The organism is Pantoea sp. C2G6, from assembly GCF_051336815.1.
GTDB lineage: Bacteria > Pseudomonadota > Gammaproteobacteria > Enterobacterales > Enterobacteriaceae > Pantoea.
This window is the reverse complement of sequence record NZ_JBGMNJ010000005.1, coordinates 90844-112231: the sequence shown is the minus strand read 5'-3', so window position 1 is coordinate 112231 and position 21388 is coordinate 90844. Positions and strand designations below refer to the sequence as shown.

21 protein-coding genes are annotated in these 21388 nt (G+C 56.8%); 10 read left to right on the top strand and 11 right to left on the bottom strand.

Features of this window, described 5'->3' with window-relative positions:
• Nucleotide 1 precedes the first annotated feature (1 nt).
• Complete coding sequence (locus tag ACCW71_RS09245; protein WP_436370894.1) at nucleotides 2-1075, top strand: sn-glycerol-3-phosphate import ATP-binding protein UgpC; 1074 nt, start codon at nucleotides 2-4, stop codon at nucleotides 1073-1075.
• On the top strand, nucleotides 1072-1815 hold the full coding sequence (gene ugpQ / locus ACCW71_RS09240; protein WP_436370893.1) for a glycerophosphodiester phosphodiesterase: 744 nt from the start codon (nucleotides 1072-1074) through the stop codon (nucleotides 1813-1815). The genes ACCW71_RS09245 and ugpQ overlap by 4 nt, the downstream gene beginning before the upstream one ends.
• Here ugpQ and ACCW71_RS09235 read toward each other — a convergent pair.
• Nucleotides 1812-2093 carry a DUF2756 domain-containing protein gene (locus tag ACCW71_RS09235; RefSeq protein WP_436370892.1) on the bottom strand — a complete coding sequence of 94 codons (282 nt, stop codon included), beginning with the start codon at nucleotides 2091-2093 and terminating at the stop codon, nucleotides 1812-1814. The genes ugpQ and ACCW71_RS09235 overlap by 4 nt on opposite strands.
• 205 nt (nucleotides 2094-2298) lie before the next feature.
• Between ACCW71_RS09235 and ggt the strand changes: the two genes are divergently transcribed.
• Nucleotides 2299-4050: a gamma-glutamyltransferase gene (gene ggt, locus ACCW71_RS09230; RefSeq protein WP_436370891.1), complete on the top strand. Its 1752-nt coding sequence runs from the start codon at nucleotides 2299-2301 to the stop codon at nucleotides 4048-4050.
• A 326-nt stretch (nucleotides 4051-4376) separates the two neighbouring features.
• Here ggt and ACCW71_RS09225 read toward each other — a convergent pair whose 3' ends face one another.
• A complete protein-coding gene (locus tag ACCW71_RS09225; RefSeq protein WP_436371013.1) occupies nucleotides 4377-4898 on the bottom strand; it encodes a GNAT family N-acetyltransferase in 522 nt (173 codons plus the stop codon).
• A 328-nt stretch (nucleotides 4899-5226) separates the two neighbouring features.
• Between ACCW71_RS09225 and ACCW71_RS09220 the strand changes: the two genes are divergently transcribed.
• The 4 genes from ACCW71_RS09220 (at nucleotide 5227) to gntU (ending at nucleotide 9040) form a co-directional block, all read left to right on the top strand.
• Complete coding sequence (locus ACCW71_RS09220) at nucleotides 5227-5922, top strand: pirin family protein (protein ID WP_436370890.1); 696 nt, start codon at nucleotides 5227-5229, stop codon at nucleotides 5920-5922.
• Between the two features lie 102 nt (nucleotides 5923-6024).
• Nucleotides 6025-7020, top strand: coding sequence for a gluconate operon transcriptional repressor GntR (gntR, locus tag ACCW71_RS09215; protein ID WP_436370889.1), 996 nt, complete (start codon nucleotides 6025-6027; stop codon nucleotides 7018-7020).
• Nucleotides 7021-7160: 140 nt separating this feature from the next.
• A complete protein-coding gene (gene gntK, locus ACCW71_RS09210; protein ID WP_436370888.1) occupies nucleotides 7161-7697 on the top strand; it encodes a gluconokinase in 537 nt (178 codons plus the stop codon).
• Nucleotides 7698-7699: 2 nt separating this feature from the next.
• Complete coding sequence (gene gntU / locus ACCW71_RS09205) at nucleotides 7700-9040, top strand: gluconate transporter (protein WP_436370887.1); 1341 nt, start codon at nucleotides 7700-7702, stop codon at nucleotides 9038-9040.
• A 180-nt stretch (nucleotides 9041-9220) separates the two neighbouring features.
• Here gntU and citG read toward each other — a convergent pair whose 3' ends face one another.
• Genes citG through ACCW71_RS09165 form a run of 8 tightly spaced genes read right to left on the bottom strand, consistent with a single transcriptional unit; the run spans nucleotide 9221 to nucleotide 16534 of the window.
• Entirely contained in the window at nucleotides 9221-10024 is an 804-nt protein-coding gene (gene citG, locus ACCW71_RS09200; protein ID WP_436370886.1) for a triphosphoribosyl-dephospho-CoA synthase CitG, read from the bottom strand.
• Nucleotides 10002-10541, bottom strand: coding sequence for a citrate lyase holo-[acyl-carrier protein] synthase (gene citX / locus ACCW71_RS09195; protein ID WP_436370885.1), 540 nt, complete (start codon nucleotides 10539-10541; stop codon nucleotides 10002-10004). The genes citG and citX overlap by 23 nt, the downstream gene beginning before the upstream one ends.
• Nucleotides 10542-10546: 5 nt before the next feature.
• Entirely contained in the window at nucleotides 10547-12064 is a 1518-nt protein-coding gene (citF, locus tag ACCW71_RS09190) for a citrate lyase subunit alpha (protein WP_436370884.1), read from the bottom strand.
• Nucleotides 12065-12073: 9 nt separating this feature from the next.
• Complete coding sequence (gene citE, locus ACCW71_RS09185; protein ID WP_436370883.1) at nucleotides 12074-12949, bottom strand: citrate (pro-3S)-lyase subunit beta; 876 nt, start codon at nucleotides 12947-12949, stop codon at nucleotides 12074-12076.
• On the bottom strand, nucleotides 12946-13239 hold the full coding sequence (gene citD / locus ACCW71_RS09180; RefSeq protein WP_436370882.1) for a citrate lyase acyl carrier protein: 294 nt from the start codon (nucleotides 13237-13239) through the stop codon (nucleotides 12946-12948). The genes citE and citD overlap by 4 nt, the downstream gene beginning before the upstream one ends.
• A gap of 16 nt (nucleotides 13240-13255) precedes the next feature.
• The gene (gene citC, locus ACCW71_RS09175) at nucleotides 13256-14281 is read right to left on the bottom strand and encodes a [citrate (pro-3S)-lyase] ligase (protein WP_436370881.1); all 1026 of its coding nucleotides are present in this window, start codon (nucleotides 14279-14281) and stop codon (nucleotides 13256-13258) included.
• Nucleotides 14282-14291: 10 nt separating this feature from the next.
• Nucleotides 14292-15155 carry a fumarylacetoacetate hydrolase family protein gene (locus ACCW71_RS09170; RefSeq protein WP_436370880.1) on the bottom strand — a complete coding sequence of 288 codons (864 nt, stop codon included), beginning with the start codon at nucleotides 15153-15155 and terminating at the stop codon, nucleotides 14292-14294.
• Nucleotides 15156-15172: 17 nt separating this feature from the next.
• Complete coding sequence (locus ACCW71_RS09165; RefSeq protein WP_436370879.1) at nucleotides 15173-16534, bottom strand: 2-hydroxycarboxylate transporter family protein; 1362 nt, start codon at nucleotides 16532-16534, stop codon at nucleotides 15173-15175.
• Nucleotides 16535-16896: 362 nt separating this feature from the next.
• Between ACCW71_RS09165 and ACCW71_RS09160 the strand changes: the two genes are divergently transcribed.
• The gene (locus ACCW71_RS09160; protein WP_436370878.1) at nucleotides 16897-18534 is read left to right on the top strand and encodes an ATP-binding protein; all 1638 of its coding nucleotides are present in this window, start codon (nucleotides 16897-16899) and stop codon (nucleotides 18532-18534) included.
• On the top strand, nucleotides 18524-19216 hold the full coding sequence (locus tag ACCW71_RS09155; RefSeq protein WP_436370877.1) for a response regulator: 693 nt from the start codon (nucleotides 18524-18526) through the stop codon (nucleotides 19214-19216). Before ACCW71_RS09160 ends, ACCW71_RS09155 begins: the two co-directional genes overlap by 11 nt.
• A 50-nt stretch (nucleotides 19217-19266) precedes the next feature.
• Here ACCW71_RS09155 and ACCW71_RS09150 read toward each other — a convergent pair whose 3' ends face one another.
• The gene (locus tag ACCW71_RS09150) at nucleotides 19267-19860 is read right to left on the bottom strand and encodes a YhgN family NAAT transporter (RefSeq protein ID WP_436370876.1); all 594 of its coding nucleotides are present in this window, start codon (nucleotides 19858-19860) and stop codon (nucleotides 19267-19269) included.
• A 218-nt stretch (nucleotides 19861-20078) separates the two neighbouring features.
• Here ACCW71_RS09150 and asd point away from each other — a divergent pair, with 218 nt between their 5' ends.
• Entirely contained in the window at nucleotides 20079-21188 is a 1110-nt protein-coding gene (gene asd, locus ACCW71_RS09145) for an aspartate-semialdehyde dehydrogenase (protein ID WP_436370875.1), read from the top strand.
• The last annotated feature ends 200 nt before the right edge of the window (nucleotides 21189-21388 follow it).

Genomic DNA, 21388 nt, shown 5'->3' with positions numbered 1-21388 from the left:
GATGGCAGGCGTAACCCTTCAGGCAGTCACCAAGTCCTATGATGGTAAAAATCAGATCATTCAGCCGCTGAACGTCACGATTAACGACGGCGAATTTATGGTGATGGTCGGTCCCTCCGGCTGCGGTAAATCGACCCTGCTGCGCATGGTGGCCGGGCTGGAGCGCGTCAGCTCCGGCGATATTTACATCGACAACCAGCGTGTCACCCAGCAGGAGCCGAAAGATCGCGGCATTGCGATGGTGTTTCAGAACTACGCGCTCTATCCCCACATGTCGGTGGAGGAGAACATGGCCTATGGCCTGAAAATCCGCGGCATGGGCAAAGAGCAGATCCGCCAGCGGGTGCTGGAGGCGGCGCGCAGTCTGGAGCTGGATCACCTGCTGACACGGCGGCCGCGCGAACTGTCGGGCGGTCAGCGTCAGCGGGTAGCGATGGGTCGCGCGATTGTGCGTGAGCCAGCGGTGTTTCTGTTTGATGAGCCGCTGTCGAATCTCGATGCGCGTCTGCGGGTGCAGATGCGGCTGGAACTTCAGCAGCTGCATCGTCGCCTGCAAACCACCAGCCTCTATGTCACCCACGATCAGGTGGAGGCGATGACGCTGGCGCAGCGGGTGATGGTAATGAATAAAGGGGTGGTGGAGCAAATCGGTACGCCGGTTGAGGTCTACGAGCGCCCCGCCAGCCAGTTTGTGGCGTCGTTTATCGGCGCGCCCGCCATGAACCTGCTGAAAGGGCAGTTCAGCAGCGACGGAGCACGCTTTGACCTCGACGCCTCGCACGCGCTGCCGCTGAGTGAAACCCGTGCGAAGTGGGCCAGCCGCCCGGTGGTGCTGGGCATCCGGCCGGAACATATTGAGCTCAGCAGCCGCGAGCAGGGCGGCGTGCCGCTGCGGGTCGAGACGCTGGAGATGCTGGGCGCGGATAATCTGGCGCATGGTCGCATCGGCGAGACGCCGCTGGTGGTACGCTTGCCGCACAGCGAGCGGCCGCAGCCCGGCAGCACGCTGTGGCTGCATCTGCCGTCAGATGCGTTACACTTCTTCGATTCAACCCACGGAAAGCGTCTGGAATGAGCACACAACACTGGCCCTATCCCCGCATCGTCGCCCATCGCGGCGGCGGTAAACTGGCACCGGAAAACACCCTGGCGGCGATCGACGTCGGGGCAAAGTATGGCCATCAGATGATTGAGTTTGATGCCAAATTATCCCTGGATGCGCAGATCTTCCTGCTGCATGACGATACGCTGGATCGCACCAGTAACGGCTGGGGCGTGGCGGGTCAGCTGCCGTGGGAGAAGCTGTCACAGCTCGATGCTGGCAGCTGGTTTGGCAATGCGTTCAGCGGCGAAAAACTGGCGCGGCTGGATCAGGTGGCGGCACGCTGCCGTCAGCATCAGATGATGGCGAATATCGAAATCAAACCGACCACCGGCAGCGAAGCGGAAACCGGGCGCGCGGTGGCGCAGGCCGCCGCGGTGCTGTGGCAGGATCAGACCGCACCGCTGCTCTCTTCCTTCTCTTTTGACGCGCTGGAAGCGGCGATGCAGGCGGAACCGCAGCTGCCGCGCGGCCTGCTGTCGCACAGCTGGGATGCACAGTGGCGGGAAAAAACCACGGCGCTGGGCTGCGTCTCGATTCATCTGAATCACAAGGTGCTTACGGCGGAGCGGGTCGCCGAGCTGAAGGCCGCTGGCCTGAAGATTCTGGTCTATACCGTCAACAGCCCGGATCGGGCCAGGGAGCTGCTTAAATGGGGCGTTGATGCCATCTGCACGGATGCCATCGACATCATCGGCCCCGATTTCAGCTAGTTCTGGTTCTGATTCTGCTGGCCCGGCTGCGTGGTGATTACCCGCTGCTGGGCGCTGTTACGCTGCTCCTGCATCTTACGCTGCATATCCTGCGTCTGACGCTGCTGATCCTGGCGCAGCTTCAGCTTTTGCTGCTGCTGTTGTGACTGCATCTGCGACTGCATCCGCTGCTGGCTCGGGTTATAGCCTGGCTTATTCGGATCGTTGGTGCTGTTCAGCGTATTCGCCTGGCTGGCAAAAGGCAGCAGGGCGGCCAAAACAATAATCCACTTCTTCATGATTCCTCCTTTCTCACCGCGACCGGTTCCGGGTGCATCACATCGAGCACCGACGTCAGTGTCGCAGTCATAAGTTTACGCAATATCACAGACCTTACCTTCAGATGTATTCCTGATTTGACTTAACCCTGACTATTTTGCTGTATTTGTAGCGACTTGCAGAAATGATAAAAAAATGTAAATAACAATATGGGGTGGTGACAGGATGAAAATGCAGCAACAGGTGCGACAGCTGAGCTGGTCGCTGGTGATGAGTTTTACCGTCGTCGCCGGGGCGAACGCTGCGCCGGTGCAGACCCCGCCGGTCTCTTATGGCGTAGATAGCGACACTTTTCACCCGGTCAAAGCGCAGCACGGCATGGTGGCCTCGGTCGATGCGATGGCGACCCAGGTTGGTGTGGAGATTCTGCGTCAGGGTGGTAACGCGGTGGATGCCGCAGTTGCCGTGGGCTTTGCGCTGGCCGTGACCCATCCGCAGGCGGGCAACCTCGGCGGCGGCGGCTTTATGCTGCTGCGCACCGCCTCTGGCCGTGCGACTGCCATCGATTTCCGTGAAATGGCACCGGGCCACGCCTCCCGCGATATGTTCCTGGATAAGCAGGGTAACGCCGACAGCAAGCTGTCGCTGACCTCCCATCTGGCCTCCGGTACGCCGGGCACGGTGGCGGGGCTGGCGCTGGCCGCGCACAAATATGGCACGCTGCCGCTGAGCACGCTGCTGGCTCCGGCGATTAAACTGGCGCGTGACGGGATCCTGGTTAACGACGCGCTGGCGGATGACCTGAAAACCTACGGCAAAGAGGTGCTGATCACCCATCCCAACAGTAAAGCGATCTTCTATAAACCGGACGGCACGCCGTGGCAGAAGGGCGATCGGCTGGTGCAGAAAAACCTGGCGCACAGCCTGCAACTGATTGCCCGTCAGGGACCGGATGCCTTTTACAAAGGGGAGATCGCCGATGAAATCGCGGGCGAGATGGCCCGGCACGGCGGCCTGATCAGCAAGGCTGACCTGGCGGCCTATCACGCGGTGGAGCGAACGCCTGTCAGCGGCACCTACCGCGGCTATGAAGTCTTTTCAATGCCGCCGCCGTCATCCGGTGGCATCCATATCGTGCAGATCCTCAATATCCTGGAGAACTTCGATCTGGCGAAGATGGGCTTTGGCAGCGCGGACGCGATGCAGGTGATGGCGGAGGCGGAGAAATATGCCTATGCCGACCGCTCGGAATATCTCGGCGATCCTGACTTCGTGAAAGTGCCGTGGCAGGCGCTGACCAGCAAAGCCTATGCGAAAACCCTGGCACAGCAGATCGATGTGGCGAAAGCGCGGCCCTCCAGCGAGATTAAACCCGGCAAACTCGAACCCTACGAGAGCAACCAGACCACCCATTTCTCGGTGGTGGATAAGCAGGGCAACGCGGTGGCAGTCACCTACACGCTTAACACCTATTTCGGCAGCGGGATTGTGGCGGGTAACAGCGGCATCCTGATGAATAACGAGATGGATGACTTCTCCGCCAAACCCGGCACGCCAAACGTCTATGGGCTGGTGGGCGGTGAAGCGAACGCGGTGCAGCCGGCGAAACGTCCGTTGTCTTCTATGTCGCCAACCATCGTCGCCAGAGACGGTAAAACCTGGCTGGTCACCGGCAGCCCGGGCGGCAGCCGCATTATCACCACGGTATTGCAGATGGTGGTGAACAGCATCGATTTCGGGATGAACGTGGCGGAAGCCACCAACGCGCCGCGCTTCCATCATCAGTGGCTGCCGGATCAGCTGCGGGTAGAGAAAGGCTTCAGTCCCGACACGCTGCGCCTGCTGGAAGCCAAAGGCCAGCATGTGAAAGTGCTGCCGTCGATGGGCAGTACGCAGAGCATTATGATTGGGCCGGATGGCATGCTCTATGGTGCCTCCGATCCGCGCAGTGTGGATGATTTGAGTGCGGGTTATTGATAGCTGAGAATAAAGTCAGAACTGACTCGCTGTGAGATCGAGCTTGCTCATGGAACACGGTCAGATCGGAAAGACGCAAAAGCGTCATCCCTGACTGCCCGGCCCGCGCGATTACGCACCTCATCCCTGAGGTGCGCCCGTAACCGGGCCAACGCGTTGCGTTGTTCAAAAACGCTCCCGGCGTTTTTGTCCCTGGCGCGGGACGCTTTCCTCTTCTGCCCGTGTTCCCTGCGCGTCAGGCTAATAAGTTGCTGTCAGATTCACCTTACTTTGGGTTTGTCATCAGTCATAAGGGCACTGGAAGGTACCCTTCTGACGCTCAGACATCAGGCTTTAATCCGCGCCATATAATGCGCGTCGATTAGCTGACCGTGCCGCACGGCGAAGCCTTTCGCCGTTCCCTCAATTTCAAAACCGAAACGCTGATAAAGGGCGATGGCCGGGCCATTATCAACGAATACCGTCAGCTCCATCCGGCTCACCTGGAGCCAGTTGTCACACAACGCGACCATTTCACCCATGAGTGCGGTTCCGACACCACGCTGCCGATAGCGTTCATCCACGCCCATTCCCAGTGAGGCTGCGTGACGGCGTCTGGCGCGCTCTTCCACATGCAGCGCACAGTGACCGACCACTTCATCATCAATACAGGCCACCAGCCGGTGCGCATCGGGCTGAGGAGTGGCGAGACGGGTATGCCACATCTGTAGAGATGAGTGGGGCAGATGCAGTGTGCTGGCCTGAGTATCTGGCTGGCTGTAAATGCGGTGCAGGGCGGCCGCATCCTCTGGCATAACGTGGCGAATCGTTATCTCACTCATGGCAACTCCCTTCCTCGCTGAAAGAATAATTCCCTTTTAACATCAAGGGATTCACGGCACGGGTCAACAAAAAAAACGGGGAAATCCCTTTACAGACGCGAATGATAATGATTATTATTGTCATGCGGTCCCGGGAGGTCACCTGACAGTCCGGGAAAGCACGACATTGCTCACATTGCTTCCAGTATGATTTCGCCAGCTTAGATGCTGGCTTTTTTTTGCCTGCTCTCCTTCAATGCTTTTCAGTCACTGACCTGCACTCGTTCAACGAATTTGAACAGAGGCGTGAAGTTTTTCAGCTATCAATCAAACCGCCTCAGGAACAGACTATAAAAAACATTGAGGAGATTTGAACATGATCTATGTACGCAAAGCAGAAGAACGCGGTCACGCTAATCACGGCTGGCTGGATAGCTGGCATACCTTCTCTTTCGCGGGCTACCACGACGCGAACTTTATGGGTTTCTCCGCGCTGCGGGTGATCAACGAAGATGTGATTGATGGCGGTCAGGGGTTCGGCACCCATCCCCATAAAGATATGGAAATCCTGACCTATGTGCTCTCCGGTACGGTTGAGCATCAGGACAGCATGGGCAACAAAGAGCAGATCCCGGCAGGTGAGTTCCAGATCATGAGCGCCGGCACCGGGGTCCGTCACTCCGAATATAACGCCAGTGAAACAGAGCCGCTGCACCTCTATCAGATCTGGATCATTCCTGAGCGTGCCGGTATTGAGCCACGCTATGACCAGCGCCGCTTCCCGGATGTGAAGGGCCGTCAGCTGGTATTAAGCCCCGACGCCCGTGACGGATCGCTGAAGGTCTATCAGGATATGACCCTGTCGCGCTGGGTGCTGGCAGCGGGTGAGCAGCAGAGCGTCACCATTGATGCCGGACGCCGTATCTGGGTGCAGGTGGTCAAAGGGGATATCAGCGTCAACGGTCATGCCGTCACCACCAGCGATGCGCTGGCGATCTGGGACGAAAGCGCACTGACCCTTGAAGCCAGCGCCGCCGCAGAAGTGCTGCTGTTTGATCTGCCACCGGTCTGATTGATCGCCGGGCGCGCATCGTCGCGCCCGGTTGGCAATTTCGTGACAGAAAAGTGATAGACTCATCGTACTTTAGCTTTAAGAGCGATCTCAGGCGCTACGATGAAGAAGAAAAGACCGGTATTACAGGATGTTGCCGATCGCGTCGGCATTACTAAAATGACCGTCAGCCGTTACCTGCGCAATCCTGAGCAGGTTTCCGTTGCCCTGCGGGATAAGATCGCCGTGGCACTGGATGAGCTGGGTTATATCCCCAATCGCGCCCCCGATATGCTTTCTAACGCCACCAGCCGCGCCATTGGCGTGCTGTTGCCGTCCCTCACCAACCAGGTGTTCGCCGACGTGCTGCGCGGCATCGAAGCCGTCACCGATGAAGCGAACTATCAGACGCTGGTCGCCCACTTTGGCTACAATCCGCACAAAGAGGAGCGACAGCTGCGCTCGCTGCTGGGCTGGAACATTGATGGCGTCATTCTGACCGAACGCACCCACACCCCCGGCACGCTGCGGATGTTGCAGGTGGCCGGTATTCCGGTGATTGAGATGATGGACAGCGTCACGCCCTGCCTCGATATGGCGGTGGGATTTGATAACGTCGAAGCGGCCCGGCAGATGACCCAGGCGATCCTGCGTAAAGGCCATCGTCATACGGTCTACCTGGGCGCGCGTCTGGATGAACGTACCTTGCAGAAGCAGCGCGGTTATGAAGCCGCGATGCGCGCGGCGGGGCTGACGCCACGCAGCGTGATGATGGAAGATGCCTCCTCCTTCAGCGCCGGTGGCGATCTGCTGCGCGAGGCGCAGCGTCTCTATCCTGAAACCGACAGCCTGTTCTGTACCAATGATGACCTGGCGGTCGGGGCGATGTTTGAGTGCCAGCGTCAGGGATTACAGGTGCCGACGCAGATGGCGATCGCCGGGTTCCACGGGCATGACATCAGCCAGGTGGTGACGCCGCAGCTGGCGACGGTACTGACGCCGCGCGACCGCATGGGACGTGAAGCCGCCGCCTTACTGCTGGCCCGCATCGCCGGTGAACAGGAGAGCTGCGAGCCGCTGGATGTTGGTTTTGAAATCAGTGAAGGTGGCAGTATCTGATTGTGGTGATTTTATGAGTCAGCTCACACTTTCAGCCTTTTCCCGGTAAAAAGGTTGCCAGGGTGATTAACGGCCAGGAGAATGAGAAACAACATTGTTATCGGTAACATTGGCACATTCATCCCTGCCGGAGCAGAAAAATGACATCGCAATCCCCGTCGCATCACGTTTTTATCCTGATGGGCGTTTCAGGCAGTGGAAAATCTGCCGTCGCCAATCAGGTCTCCCATCAACTGAATACCGCCTTCCTCGACGGTGATTTTCTCCATCCGCGCGCCAACATCCTGAAGATGGCCGACGGTCATCCGCTGGAGGACAGCGATCGTCAGCCGTGGTTACAGGCGCTGAACGACGCCGCCTTTGCCATGCAGCGCACTCAGGCGATTTCGATCATTGTCTGTTCGGCGCTGAAAAAAAGTTATCGCGATATTCTGCGTCAGGGCAATGACAACCTGCGTTTCATCTACCTGAAAGGGGATTTCGATACCATCGAAGCCCGCCTGAAAGCGCGCAAAGGGCACTTCTTCAAGCCGCAGATGCTGGTCACGCAGTTTGCCACGCTGGAAGAGCCGGGCCGTGATGAAGAGGATGTACTGGTGGTGGATATTACCCATTCACTGGACGAGGTTGTGGCGGCTACGGTTGCGACTATCAGGGACGCCATCAGCCAGGGTTAGAGATGAATACCGCAACACTTATTTTGACCGCAGCAGGCTCTGTCCTGCTGCTGCTTTTTCTGGTGATGAAAGCGCGGATGCACGCTTTTGTCGCGCTGATGCTGGTGTCGATCGGTGCCGGTCTCTTCTCCGGGATGCCGCTGGATCAGATTGCGGAAACCATGCAGAAGGGGATGGGCGGCACGCTCGGCTTCCTGGCGATTGTGGTGGCGCTGGGCGCGATGTTCGGCAAAATCCTGCATGAAACCGGCGCTGTTGATCAGATCGCTATCCGTATGCTGAAAACCTTTGGTCAGAGCCGCGCCCATTACGCGATGGGGATTGCCGGTCTGATCTGCGCGCTGCCGCTGTTTTTCGAGGTGGCGGTGGTGCTGTTGATCAGCATCGCGTTTGCGGTGGCACGCCGTACCGGTGGCAACCTGGTCAAGCTGGTGATCCCGCTGTTTGCCGGGGTCGCGGCGGCGGCGGCCTTCCTGCTGCCCGGTCCCGCGCCGATGCTGCTGGCGTCGCAGATGCATGCGGACTTTGGCTGGATGATCCTGCTGGGTCTCTGTGCGGCGATCCCCGGGATGCTGGTTGCCGGACCGCTGTTTGGTAATTTCATCGGCAATCACGTCTCCTTCAGCGCACCACCGGAAGATCATCAACCGGATGTCGATGAGAGCAAGCTGCCTTCCTTTGGCTTCAGCCTCTCGCTGATCCTCTTCCCGCTGCTGCTGGTCGGCCTGAAAACCATCGGCGCGCGCTTTACCACTGAAGGCACCTCCCTCTATCAGTGGCTGGAGTTTATCGGTCACCCCTTTACCGCGATTCTGCTGGCGCTGCTGGTGGCGATCTATGGCCTGGCTTACCGTCAGGGCATGGATAAAGAGCGGGTGATGCAGGTGTGCGGCAGTGCGCTACAACCAGCCGGGATTATTCTGCTGGTGATTGGTGCCGGTGGCGTCTTCAAGCAGGTGCTGGTGGATTCCGGTGTCGGTCCGGTACTGGGCCACGCGCTGATCGGCGCGGGACTGCCGATTGCGCTGGCCTGCTTTATTCTGTCGGGCGCGGTGCGGGTGATTCAGGGATCGGCCACGGTCGCCTGTCTGACCACGGTTGGCCTGATCATGCCGGTGATTGAGCCGCTGCACTACAGCGGCGCCCAGCTGGCGGCGCTGTCGATCTGCATCGGCGGTGGTTCCATCATTATCAGTCATGTGAATGATGCCGGTTTCTGGTTGTTTGGTCGCTTCACCGGGGCCAGCGAAGCGGAAACGCTGAAGACCTGGACGCTGATGGAGACGATTCTCGGCACCGTCGGCGCGGTGGTGGGGATGATCGCCTTTACGCTGTTGTCTTAACCGCGCGGCGAACGGGAGCGTGCCCGGCCAGTCTGCACCGGGCACCCAGCCGCTTTCACTGTTCATCATATTGCCACCGAGGCAAAGCCGTCCCTGTATAGCAGGGCGGCTTGCTCACCTCACACGCTGTTTCGGCACGCTTATGATGCGGCTGCACTCGTTCAGCCAGCCGCCGGGCGATCATCCGCAGCCTGCCAGAACCCAGCCTACCGACAGTAAATCCGCACTGCCTCCCGGACTCAGGTTGCGCGCAATCAGTGCCTGGTCCATCTCTGACAGCGCCTGCCGATCCCAGCCCTGAGCCAATAGCTGACGAGCATACCCCTGCACGTAGCGCAGCCCCTCCATGCCGCCACGCGCTACCAGATTGGTATCCTGATTCACGGCTAACAGATGTAACAACAGTTCATGAAGCGTCCCTCCCTGCCAGCAGGCCAGCACCTGGCGTACCGTGGCAAATCCGCTCTCCGCCTCGCCGCGTGCACCGGTTAATCCAAATTGCTGATATTGCCGCTCGCCTGCTGTCGCCAGCCCGCTGCCGCTGGCGAGTTCGCGCGCGACCAGACCCTGACACAGACGACTGACTTCTGTGCAGAGCCGGCGGGCATTCGGATAAGAGACTCGTCCGGCGGCAAAGCAGAGTAACCCCAGGGCAAATATTCCGCCTTTATGGGTATTCACGCCGCCGGTGGCTGCATACATCGCCTGTTCACAGGCGATTCCCATCGGGCGAATCAGCCGGAGCTGCTGCTCTGCGGGTTTATCGGCATGCTCATACCCCAGCTCGGTAAACCGTGGAAACCAGGGCGCGATGGCGATAATACTGCGGGCAAACATCGCGTGGTCCATATCCCGATGCGAACCGTTATTAAGCCGGTCTACCAGCCCTGGTTTAGGCGTAAGCGCCAGTTCCAGCCATAACGCCTCTTCCGCAAGCCCGGCTACGTCAGGAGCGCAGGATTCAGTCGCGAGAAAACCAGTCATTAATGATCTTCTCCACGCAAGTGACGACCTGATCAACCGGATGCCGCCGTGCGCGGGAACAGACATGCGCGGGCTGGTCACATATCAGGCAGCGGCGCAGATTGCTTCCCAAAGAGCGTCGTCCGACGTGTCCGCTGACCGGGCAGATCACATCCAGGTCCCACAGTCTGCCAAGGGGATGAGTCTGTTCCAGTTCAGCGCAGTGGGCTTTGATTTCTGCCGCGGGATGAGCCACAGACCAGAGGGCCTCCGGTCCGGTTGGCAGCCACAGAACCTGATGGTCAGACACTCGCCAGTGATGCTGTCGCAGCAGTTGATCGCACATTTGCAGCGCCACGCCCATACAGTTGCGATAGCGCTGGCCGTCTTTGACGGCACCGGGTGTGACCAGCGTCAGGGAAATAAGGGGCTGTTTATAGCGCCTGAGCCAGTCAGCCTGGCGCGCTGCGCGCTGCTCTCGTGCCGTCAGCAGCGCCTCCAGGCTGATGGCTGCTGATGCCGGTTTCTCTGTCGACATGACGGTTATTCCTTCACCTGTCGGACGATGTCGATCACGCTGCCGTCCCGGTAGCGAATCACCCCCACGATGCGGTCGGTATACTCAATCGGTGTCGGTACGCCGACCAGCGAAGTCGCCAGGGCATACAGCGTCTCTATCGTCACAATGTTTAAACCCGCCGCCTCAAGCCGCTCACGGATCTCCGGGCGCGCCGGGTTCACGGCGATACCATGATCGGTGACTAACACGTCAACACTTTCCCCTGGCGTCAGGCGCGTAGTCACCCGTTTCACTACCGTCGGTATTCGGCTTCGCACTAATGGCGCGACGATAATGGTGAGATTTGCCGCCGCGGCGACGTCGCAGTGGCCACCAGACGCGCCACGCATCACCCCGTCTGACCCGGTGATTACGTTCACGTTGAAATCTGTGTCGATCTCCAGTGCACTGAGGATCACCACATCAAGCCGGTCGCAGCTCGCGCCCTTGCTGCCCGGATTGGCATACACGCTGGTGGAGATTTCAATATGATTCTGGCTGGTTGCCAGCGAGGCCGCCGCTTCACTGTCAAAGCACTGCGTATCCAGCAGCGTTTCGATCAGCCCTTTTTTATGCAGATCCACCAGGCTGCCGGTGATGCCCCCCAGCGCAAAACGCGCTTTGACTCCCTGGCGTTCCATTTTATCGCCTAAAAAGCGGGTGCAGGCGGTTGCGGCTGCGCCAGAGCCGGTCTGCATCGAAAAGCCGGGTTTAAAGTAGCCTGAAAATTCAATGACCTCGGCCGCGTAGCGGGCAATCATCAACTCTCTGGGATTGCGGGTGACCCTAGCGGCGCCCACGCTGATCTTCGCCGGATCGCCCACGCTTTCAACCTCTACAATGTAATCCACCTGATCCTGCACCAGGCTGGCGGGGATATTGGGAAAGGGGACCAGCGCTTCAGTGAGTAGTACGACTTTTTTAGCAAAGTGGGCGTCCACCATGGCATAGCCCAGTGAGCCACAGCAGGATTTACCGTGAATACCGTTAGCGTTGCCAAGCTCATCGCTACAGGGGACGCCCAGGAACGCCACATCGATCTGAAGCTCTCCCTCCTGTAAGAGTTTTACGCGCCCGCCGTGTGAGTGAATCTGCACCGGTTCATCCATCAGCCCGTGCGAGATAGCATCGGCAAGTTTGCCACGCATGCCTGAGGTATAGATTCGGCTGATCACGCCATTCTGGATGGCTTCAATCAGGCTTTCATTGCAGCTCATCAGTGAGCTGGAAGCCAGCGTCAGATTTTTGAAACCCATCCCGGCCAGCAGGGCAACCACGCCATTAATGACCCGATCGCCTTCACGAAAGGCATGATGAAAGGAGATGGTCATCCCATCCTGCAAGCCGCTACGGATGACGGCTTCTTCCAGGGAGTGACAGAGTTTGTGGCGCTTTTTCGCTTCAGCGTCAGCGAGCCACGGGGTGTGACGAGAAGCGCTATCAAACGCGGTTAAGCTGCGCAGCCGGGGAAAGCGGGTATGGAGTAATTCTGTCTGATTCATGTGAAATCCTTAACGACGTAAGCCTGAGGCAGCCGCGCGTTCCAGTACCTTTTGCGCATGCTCAATAATCGGTGCATCCACCATTTTGCCGTTGAGTGACACGACGCCGAGGCCATTGCGTTCACCCTCTTTGGCCGCTTCTGTCACCCGCCGGGCGTGGTCGACCTCTGCCTGGGTGGGCGCATAAGCGTTATGCAGCAGATCGATCTGGCGAGGGTTAATCAGTGATTTACCGTTGAAGCCCATTTTGCGGATCAGCTCCACTTCACGCAGGAAGCCAGCCTCGTCGTTGACGTCCGACCACACGGCATCAAAGGCATCAATTCTGGCGGCACGCGCGGCGTGCAGCACGGCACAGCGGGCATAAAAGAGTTCGCTGCCATCACCACGCTCCGTCTGCATGTCCATCACATAATCAAACGCAGCCAGTGCGATACCGATCAGGCGCGGGGTGCTGCGGGCAATCGCCACGGCGTTAATCACGCCAGTGGCAGATTCGATGGCCGCCATCACGCGCGTCGATCCCACCTCACGGCCACATTCGCGTTCAATACGGACCAGATGTTCTTCAAGCTCAGCAATCTCTTCAGGCGTATCCGTTTTTGGCAGACGGATCACATCCGCGCCGCCCCAGACGGCGGCTTCCAGATCCAGTAAACCAAAGGGGGTATTCAGCGGATTAATCCGCACCACGGTTTCAATCTCCTGGTACATCGGATGTTGCAGTGCATTGAAAACCAGCAGGCGCGCACTGTCCTTTTCGCGCAGGGCGACAGCATCTTCAAGATCAAACATGATGGCGTCGGGATGATAGATAAAAGCGGTAGAAAGCATGGCGGCATTGGCACCCGGCAAAAACAGCATGCTGCGACGGAGCTGGCTCATTGCATTTTCCTCCAGTCGAGGGAGGGTTCGTCTGCTGCGCGAACAATCGCGCTTTGCAGACGGGCACGAATCACGCAGTCCAGTGCGCCTTTATCCTGAATGATAATCAGCCCTTCGCGCACGTTGAGGCTGTGTAAGGTCTCCTCTACGACCTGACGAATCTGCTCACCAAACTGCTTGATGACTTCACTGTTGATGATAATTTCCAGCTCGCCAGCCGCCGGGGCGATCTTCACCATCAGATCGCTGGACTCCTGGGTACCGGCTAGCGCTTCTCTTACAATATTCATCTTAATTTCCTGATAATTATGCTGTCTCTTTACGCGGACCAGAGTGCGTTTTGAGGTACGCCAGCGTGGATTGCGGAACCAGTTCCTGAATGCGGGAAAACTGTTCTGCCCTGAGTCGTCGACGGACTTCGGACGCTGAAATAGCGTTGTCATTTACCCTGAGCCGCTCAATTTCAACGACCCTGATGTGCGAAGAGAGCAGCTGATGCAGGGTCTGGTTGTAGTGACGGGTAACTTCACAGAACGGCTCTGAGCCGATAAAACGCCGGGTAATGCCTAGTGCGGGGCCGATATAATCACGAAAGATCAGGACATCGATTTCACTCCACGCCTGCTGTACTTTGCCGCTCTCTTTCAGGAAATAGGCCGGGAAGGTGGCGCGGGAAATAATGTATTCAGAGCCTGGGTGCACCGAGACATTCGGCAGATGTGCAACACCGGCCTGCACCATCTTCATCCGGTCAGCAAACGAGAAAAATGAGGCGTCCTGCTGCACCACAAAGAGATGCAACCAATCGCACTGCTTTACCGCCTGCTCCACTAAGTAGCGATGTCCCAGGGTAAAGGGATTCGCATTCATCACAATCGCCCCGATACTGTTCCCCTGTTTGCGCAGGGCGCGGAGCGAACGGCAGTAACGCCTGATTCCCTGCGGGGTGTTTTCCATCAGCACCACGTCGTTACCGCTTTGCGCAATCGGCCAGAAACCGCAGTGTGAAAAACGCTCTTTGTTAGCCAGTCGGCAGCAAAGGAAGAGGTGAAAATGGCCACGCGCCAGCGCGGCGTTTTCGACTTCTGTCAGCAGCTGACTGCTGAGATTGATCCCCCTGAGCGGTTCATTGACCGCCACACACTTGATCACGTTATCCGCCAGGCCTGCACACCCCACCAGCTGCGTACCGCACCAGGCCTCAACAAACAGCGTGACATCCTGGTCCAGTTCCAGGCCGCTCTCTGCCAGTAAACGGCAGATCGCGGTTAATCGCTCCGGGTGTTTTGCCACCATCGTCAGGCGAAAATCGGGAGTAGGTTGTCTGTCCATAAGGTGTGACCTAATGCGCAGTCGTCAGCAGACTGGCTGGCGCTTCCATGATCATATTGCTGAGATGGCCAATTTTTTCGATTTCGACCTCTATGCAATCGCCTGCCTGCATAAACAGCGGTGGGTTACGCTTTTTACCTACGCCGCCGGGCGATCCGGTGATGATCACATCCCCCGGACTCAGGTGAGTGAACGTACTGATATATTCGATCAGTTCAGCGACGGTGTGGATCATGCTGCTGGTGTTGTCCTCCTGCACCTGGCGGCCATTGAGCCAGGTGCGGATCGCCAGCTGTTGTGGATCGGGGATCTCATCTGTCGTCACCATCCAGGGACCGAATGCGCCGGTCTGACGCCAGTTTTTTCCGGCGGTATACCAGCTATGCTGCCAGTCGCGCACAGAACCATCCATGTAGCAGCTATACCCGGCCACATAGTTCAGCGCGACGTCGCGACGGATGTTTTCGCCACCGGTTCCGATGATTACCGCCAGCTCGCCTTCGTAATCGAACTCGCTGGAGTGGGGTGGCTTAAGCACCGGTGATTTATGGCCGGTCTGAGAGTCCGGGAAGCGGACAAACAGCGTTGGGGCCGGATTATGCTGGTCAAACTCCTCGCGCTTTGCGGCGTAGTTCATGCCCACGCAGAGGATTTTCCCTGGATTTTCGATAACCGGTAAAAAGGTGATTTCATCTGCTGGCAGGTCACCGGTAGCGCTGAGGTAGCGCATCGCTTCGCTGAGCCCGTTCTCCTGTAGCAGTGCTTTCAGGTCGACATAGCGATCGCCCAGCCGCTGGCCCAAATCCACCACACCTTCGGCTTTTACAATGCCGTAGCTGCGTTTACCCTTATGGATATAGCTTGCAAGTTTCATGGTGATCTCCTGAAGACTTAAACGAGGAAGTTGCCCAAAATCAGCAAAGAAACGGAGACGTTAATTGCGCCGCCGATACGGGTGGCAATCTGGGCGAAAGGCATCAGGCTCATCCGGTTGCCAGCGGTCAGAATGGCGACGTCGCCCGTACCACCTTGCCCGCTCTGGCAACAGGAGATGATGGCAACATCAATCGGGTACATACCGATTTTTTTCCCCACCATGAACCCGGTCGCCACCAGCGCAGAGACGGTGCTGACAATCACCAGCAGGTTGCTGATAGTGAAAGCGTTGACCAGCTCCTGCCAGGGCGTGATTGCCACGCCCACCGCGAACAGAATCGGGTAGGTGACTGAGGTCTGGAAGAACCGGTACACCACCTGTGAGCCTTCCAGCAGGCGCGGTGACACCAGATTGCACAGCTTTACCAGTACGGCTATAAACAGCATACCAACCGGGGCTGGCAGGCCGATCAGTTCATGGCCCAGCATCCCCAGCATATAGAGCAGCACCGCCAGTAGCGCACCGCAGGCAATGGTGGTGACATCCATTTTGCCAGAGAGGGTGGGCTGAGCAGGGGTCGCTTCCACGTTTGCACTGTCTGGCATCAGCTGGCCTTCACCGGTCAGATGCGGGAAGCGCTTACCGAATTGGTTCAGGCAGCCGGAGATAATAATGGCCGTTAAGCTGCCCAGCATGACCATTGGCAGTACGCGGCCAAGCGCAACGCCCTGATCCATGTGCAGTAGCGTCGCGTAGCCGATTGAAAGGGGAATGGCGCCTTCGCCGACGCCTCCCGCCATTATCGGTAAAATGATAAAGAAGAAGATCTGGAAGGGCTCAAGACCGAGCGCGATACCCACGCCCATGCCAACCAGCATACCGACGATTTCACCGCACAGCATCGGGAAGAAAATGCGCAGGAAACCCTGAATCAGGACGGTACGGTTCATACTCATAATGCTGCCGACAATGATGCAGCAAATGTAGAGATAGAGAATATTGGTGGATTTGTAAAAACGGGTCGTGGACTCGACGACCACATCAGGCAGCAGGCCATAATAGACCATTGCCGACGGAATAAAGGTCGCACAAATGGCCGCCGCGCCGATTTTACCGATAACCGGCAGGCGCTTGCCAAACTCACCACAGGCGAAGCCGAAGAAGGCCAGCGTCGCCACCATCACCACGATGTCGCTGCGTAGTTTGCCGCTGATGCAGTCAATGGCGATGAGCACACCCGCTAATACAAACAGGGGCAGCGGAATAATGCCCACTTTCCAGGTGTCCATAATGTGCCACCAGCGCTCTTTGAGTGACGGTTGCCTGATATTTGTCGGGTCATGAATGGCTGGGGTCGTATCGTCAGTTGTACTCATAAGTAAGCCTCTTAATTAGTGAGGGATTAAGTTTAAATTCTCAGAAATTTAATTTTTGTGAGGCTGAACTATAATAAAATTGAAGTTTTTATGGTCTGTATGGTTTTAAAGGTTTTTTTAGTTTAATGTGATTTTGCTTCTAATTATTCTTGTGGTCTTAATGGTTTTTTTTCATTGCTGAACAACTACATAACATTTCTTATTTTATCTCTTTTCAAGATTGTTTTTATTGTCCTCTCTGAAATTGGCTCTGTGCAAGGGATCGCAACTTTCATTTAATTCGCTAATTACGCGGCGAAAAGATGATATATTTGCCACTCCCGTTGATACCCTGCGTGGCAGTGATGAGAATCTCTTTTCAGATGAAGGTTTCATTCCAGATAAAGTTGTTTATTTCACTGGTGATATTTTTCTCCGGCCTTTTTCTGCTGCTGGCAGGCTATTATTATTTCGATGTCGCGCGGGAGCTGTATAAAGAAATCAGCGTCCGGGCGAAAATACAGGCGGAGGAAATCGCACTTATTCCTGAGTTGCGTAAAGCGGTGGAGGAAAAAAATAGCGCGGCAATCCGTCCGTTTATGTCCCAAATCGCCGCGCACAGTGACGCCAGCTTTATTGTGATTGGCGATAACAGAGGAATACATCTGTTTCATTCGGTGTTCGGCGAGCGGGTCGGCACCACCCTGGTAGGGGGCGATAACGACGCGGTGTTGCAGGGAAAAAGCATCACGACCATCCGCGAAGGCGGGCTCGGTATTTCACTGCGCAGTAAAGCGCCTGTCTTTAATGCGGCCGGGCAGGTTGTGGGGATCGTTTCCGTCGGCTATCTGACCAGCTATCTCAATACCATCACCGTCAGCAAGGTGGTAAACATTCTGATTGCTGCCGTGCTGTTGCTGATTGCCCTGTTTGTTTTCTCATGGTTCTTCACCCGCAGTATCAAGAAACAGATCTTCTCGCTGGAGCCGCGTGAGATCGGATTACTGGTACGCCAGCAAAAAGCCATGATGGAATCAATTTACGAAGGCGTCATCGTTATCGATCGTGACTTACAGATTGAGGTGATTAATCAGGCGGCACGCAAGCTGCTGGGGTTGCCCCAAACCGCGCAGGCATTGCGGGGTCAGTTGATAAGCCAGGTGATTCGCCCCGTTTCCTTCTTCAGCTCCTCAACCATGCTCAGCAAAGATACCCACGATGAGGTGTGCCATTTTAACGACCTGACGGTAATTGCCAGCCGCGTGAGAATCATGCTGGAAAATTCGCTACAGGGCTGGGTGATCACCTTTCGCGATCGCAACGAAATCGACACCCTCAGCGCCCAGCTCAGTCAGGTAAAGCGCTACGTTGATAATCTGCGGGTGATGCGTCATGAACAGCTTAACCTCATGACAATACTGTCGGGTCTGCTGCACATGGGACGCTATGAGGAGGCGATAGGCTTTATTCAGGCGCTGTCGGCGCATGAGCAGGAGCTGCTGGATTTTATCTCGTCACGCTTCTGTTCACCGATGCTGTGTGGCCTGCTGTCAGGAAAAACCGCCCAGGCCCGGGAGAAAGGCGTCGAGTTGCACTTTGATCCCGGTTGCCAGCTGGATCAACCTTTCACTGCCATGCCGGAAGCCGAGCTGGTCTCGATTATCGGAAATTTGCTGGATAACGCGATTGAGTCGACCCAGCGCGCTCCGCTCCCCTATCAGCCTGTTGAGATACTGATAAAACTCAACGCGCGCGAACTGATCATTGAGGTCGCGGATCAGGGCACAGGTATCCGGCCGGAAGTTCGCGACAAAATATTTGAGCGTGGCATCACCACGAAAACACAGGGCGATCACGGCATTGGCCTGTACCTGATTGAGCGCTATGTCACCCATGCAGGTGGCTTGATTGAAGTCGCTGATAACACACCCCGGGGTACTATTTTCTCGCTTTTTATTCCTGTCACCGGGGCCGCGCGGCACCTCTCTCAGGAAATGGAAGAGAACAACTATGCAACATGAATCTATCGATGTACTTATTGTTGAAGATGAGAAAGAGCTGGCACAGCTTCATGCCGAGCTTATCGATAAACACCCACGTCTTCGGCTGGTGGGCATTGCCGCTTCACTTGCCGAGGCACAAACCTTAATGACCAGCGTAAAGCCGCAGCTGGTGCTGCTGGATAATTACCTGCCCGACGGTAAAGGGCTTGCTCTGTTCAGTGATTCCTTGCTGATGCACGCTAACTGTTCGGTTATTTTTATCACCGCCGCCAGTGATATGGACACCTGTAGTCTGGCGATCCGCAACGGTGCGTTTGATTACATTCTCAAACCCGTCTCCTGGCGGCGGCTGAACCAGTCACTGGAGCGCTTTGTGCAATTTGCTGAACAGCAGCGGACCTGGAAAATTGTCGATCAGCAAAACGTAGATTTACTCTATCAGTTGCAGGCGAAAAACTACCGGCAGGATAATGGCAGCAAAGGCATCGAGGAGAATACGCTGGCACGGGTGCAGCGCTTCTTTAATGAAAGTGACAGAGTCAGCTTCTCCGTCGACGAGGTGGTCAGTAACACGGGGCTGAGCAAAACCACCACGCGGCGTTATCTGGAACACTGTGTCGAGGCCGGCTTTTTGCGGGTAGAGATGCGCTATGGAAAAATTGGCCATCCGCGACGGATGTACCGGCGGAGTGAGGTTTAAAGGATATTTCACATCCGCGCTTCCCCGTTCAGTGGGGAAGCGCGGATAACCTAGAGCTTCAGGTAGGCCCGAATCCCATCGAGGAACATCTGGGTTGCCAGCATAATCAGAATCAGTCCCATCAGCCGTTCCAGCGCATTGACCCCTTTATCGCCCAGCAGCCGCAGAAACAGACCAGACAACAGCAGGATAGCCACCGTCACGCCCCAGGCGAGCAGCAGCGCGCCCACCAGATGCGACATCTGATTCGGATACTGATGCGACAGCAGCATCAGCGTCGCCAGCAGCGAGGGGCCGGCAACCAGCGGAATCGCCAGCGGCACCAGGAACGGCTCTTCGCCCGCCGGTAAGCCGGTACTGCTGCTTTCGGTGGAGGGGAAGATCATTTTGATGGCGATCAGAAACAGGATGATGCCGCCGGAAATCGACACCGTTTCGGTGCGCAGATTAAGAAAGGCCAGAATGCGTTCGCCGGTAAACAGGAACAGCAGCATGATGATCAGGGCGATCAACATTTCACGGATCAGCACCACTCGCCGTCGTTTCGGCTCCAGATGCTTTAAAACCGACATAAAAATCGGCAGATTGCCCAGTGGATCCATAATTAACAACAATAATATGGTTGCTGAGATCATTTCAGTCATCGGAGTTACGTCATCCCGTTTCGAAAAAGAGCCGTTATTAGTTACGCTGCTGAAAAAGTTAGCGTAATCGAATTAATTCACTTGCCAGCGGGCCTGCATTTTGTAGAGTGAGTAGCCACAGGTAAATCTTATTATTACGCAGAGCGGCGTGAAAATAGCATGACGCTCTCTCCTCTGAAATGAAAAGCAGGTGTAAAACTGCCTGAGACGGACACGACATGAAGAATGTAGGTTTTGTTGGTTGGCGCGGTATGGTCGGCTCAGTGCTGATGTCCCGCATGAGCGAAGAACGCGATTTTGATGCAATCAATCCGGTCTTCTTCTCGACGTCGCAGCATGGTCAGGCGGCTCCTGCGTTTGCAGGCAAACAGCAGGGCACATTGCAGGATGCGTTTGATATTGAGGCGCTGCGTGCGCTGGATATTATTATCACCTGCCAGGGCGGCGACTACACCAGTGACGTCTATCCAAAGCTGCGTGACAGCGGCTGGCAGGGCTACTGGATTGACGCGGCCTCCACGCTGCGCATGAAAGATGACGCCATCATTATCCTTGATCCGGTCAACCACGCGGTGATCCGTCAGGGTATCGACCGCGGCATTAAAACCTTTGTCGGCGGCAACTGTACCGTCAGCCTGATGCTGATGTCGCTGGGCGGTCTGTTTGCGCAGGATCTGGTGGAGTGGGCCTCGGTCGCCACCTATCAGGCGGCCTCAGGCGGCGGTGCGCGCCACATGCGCGAACTGCTGACCCAGATGGGTATGCTGCACGACCACGTCGCACCGGCGCTACAGAATCCCGCTTCCGCGATCCTCGACATCGAACGCAGCGTCACGGACTTCACCCGTTCCGGCACGCTGCCGACCGATAACTTCGGCGTACCGCTGGCGGGCAGCCTGATTCCGTGGATCGACAAACAGCTGGAGAACGGCCAGAGCCGCGAAGAGTGGAAAGGCCAGGCGGAGACCAACAAGATCCTCGCCACCTCTAAGGTCATTCCGGTTGATGGCTTATGCGTGCGCGTCGGTGCGCTGCGTTGCCACAGCCAGGCGTTTACCCTGAAGCTGAAACGTGATCTGCCGCTGGCGGAGATTGAGCAGCTGCTGGCCTCTCACAATGAGTGGGTCAAAGTGGTGCCAAACGACCGTGAGCTGACGATGCGTGAACTGACGCCAGCCGCCGTCACCGGCACGCTGACTACGCCGGTGGGACGTCTGCGTAAACTCAATATGGGGCCGGAATATCTCTCCGCCTTCACGGTTGGCGACCAGCTGTTGTGGGGGGCGGCGGAACCGCTGCGCCGCATGCTGCGGTTGTTAATCGACTAACCCGTTTATCTCTTCTCAGGCCGGATTTATCCGGCCTTTTTTGTGTTTGCAGTACACTAAACAGTCTGTCGTTTCGCTTACGCAGTGATCGGCTTCCCTCTTTTTGCCGGTCGGTGAATAAATTTTTGCTTTCAGCCATGGCATCTGCCGCGACCAAGCTATGATTTAACAATGATGCGCCACAGGTGACTCTTTTGCTT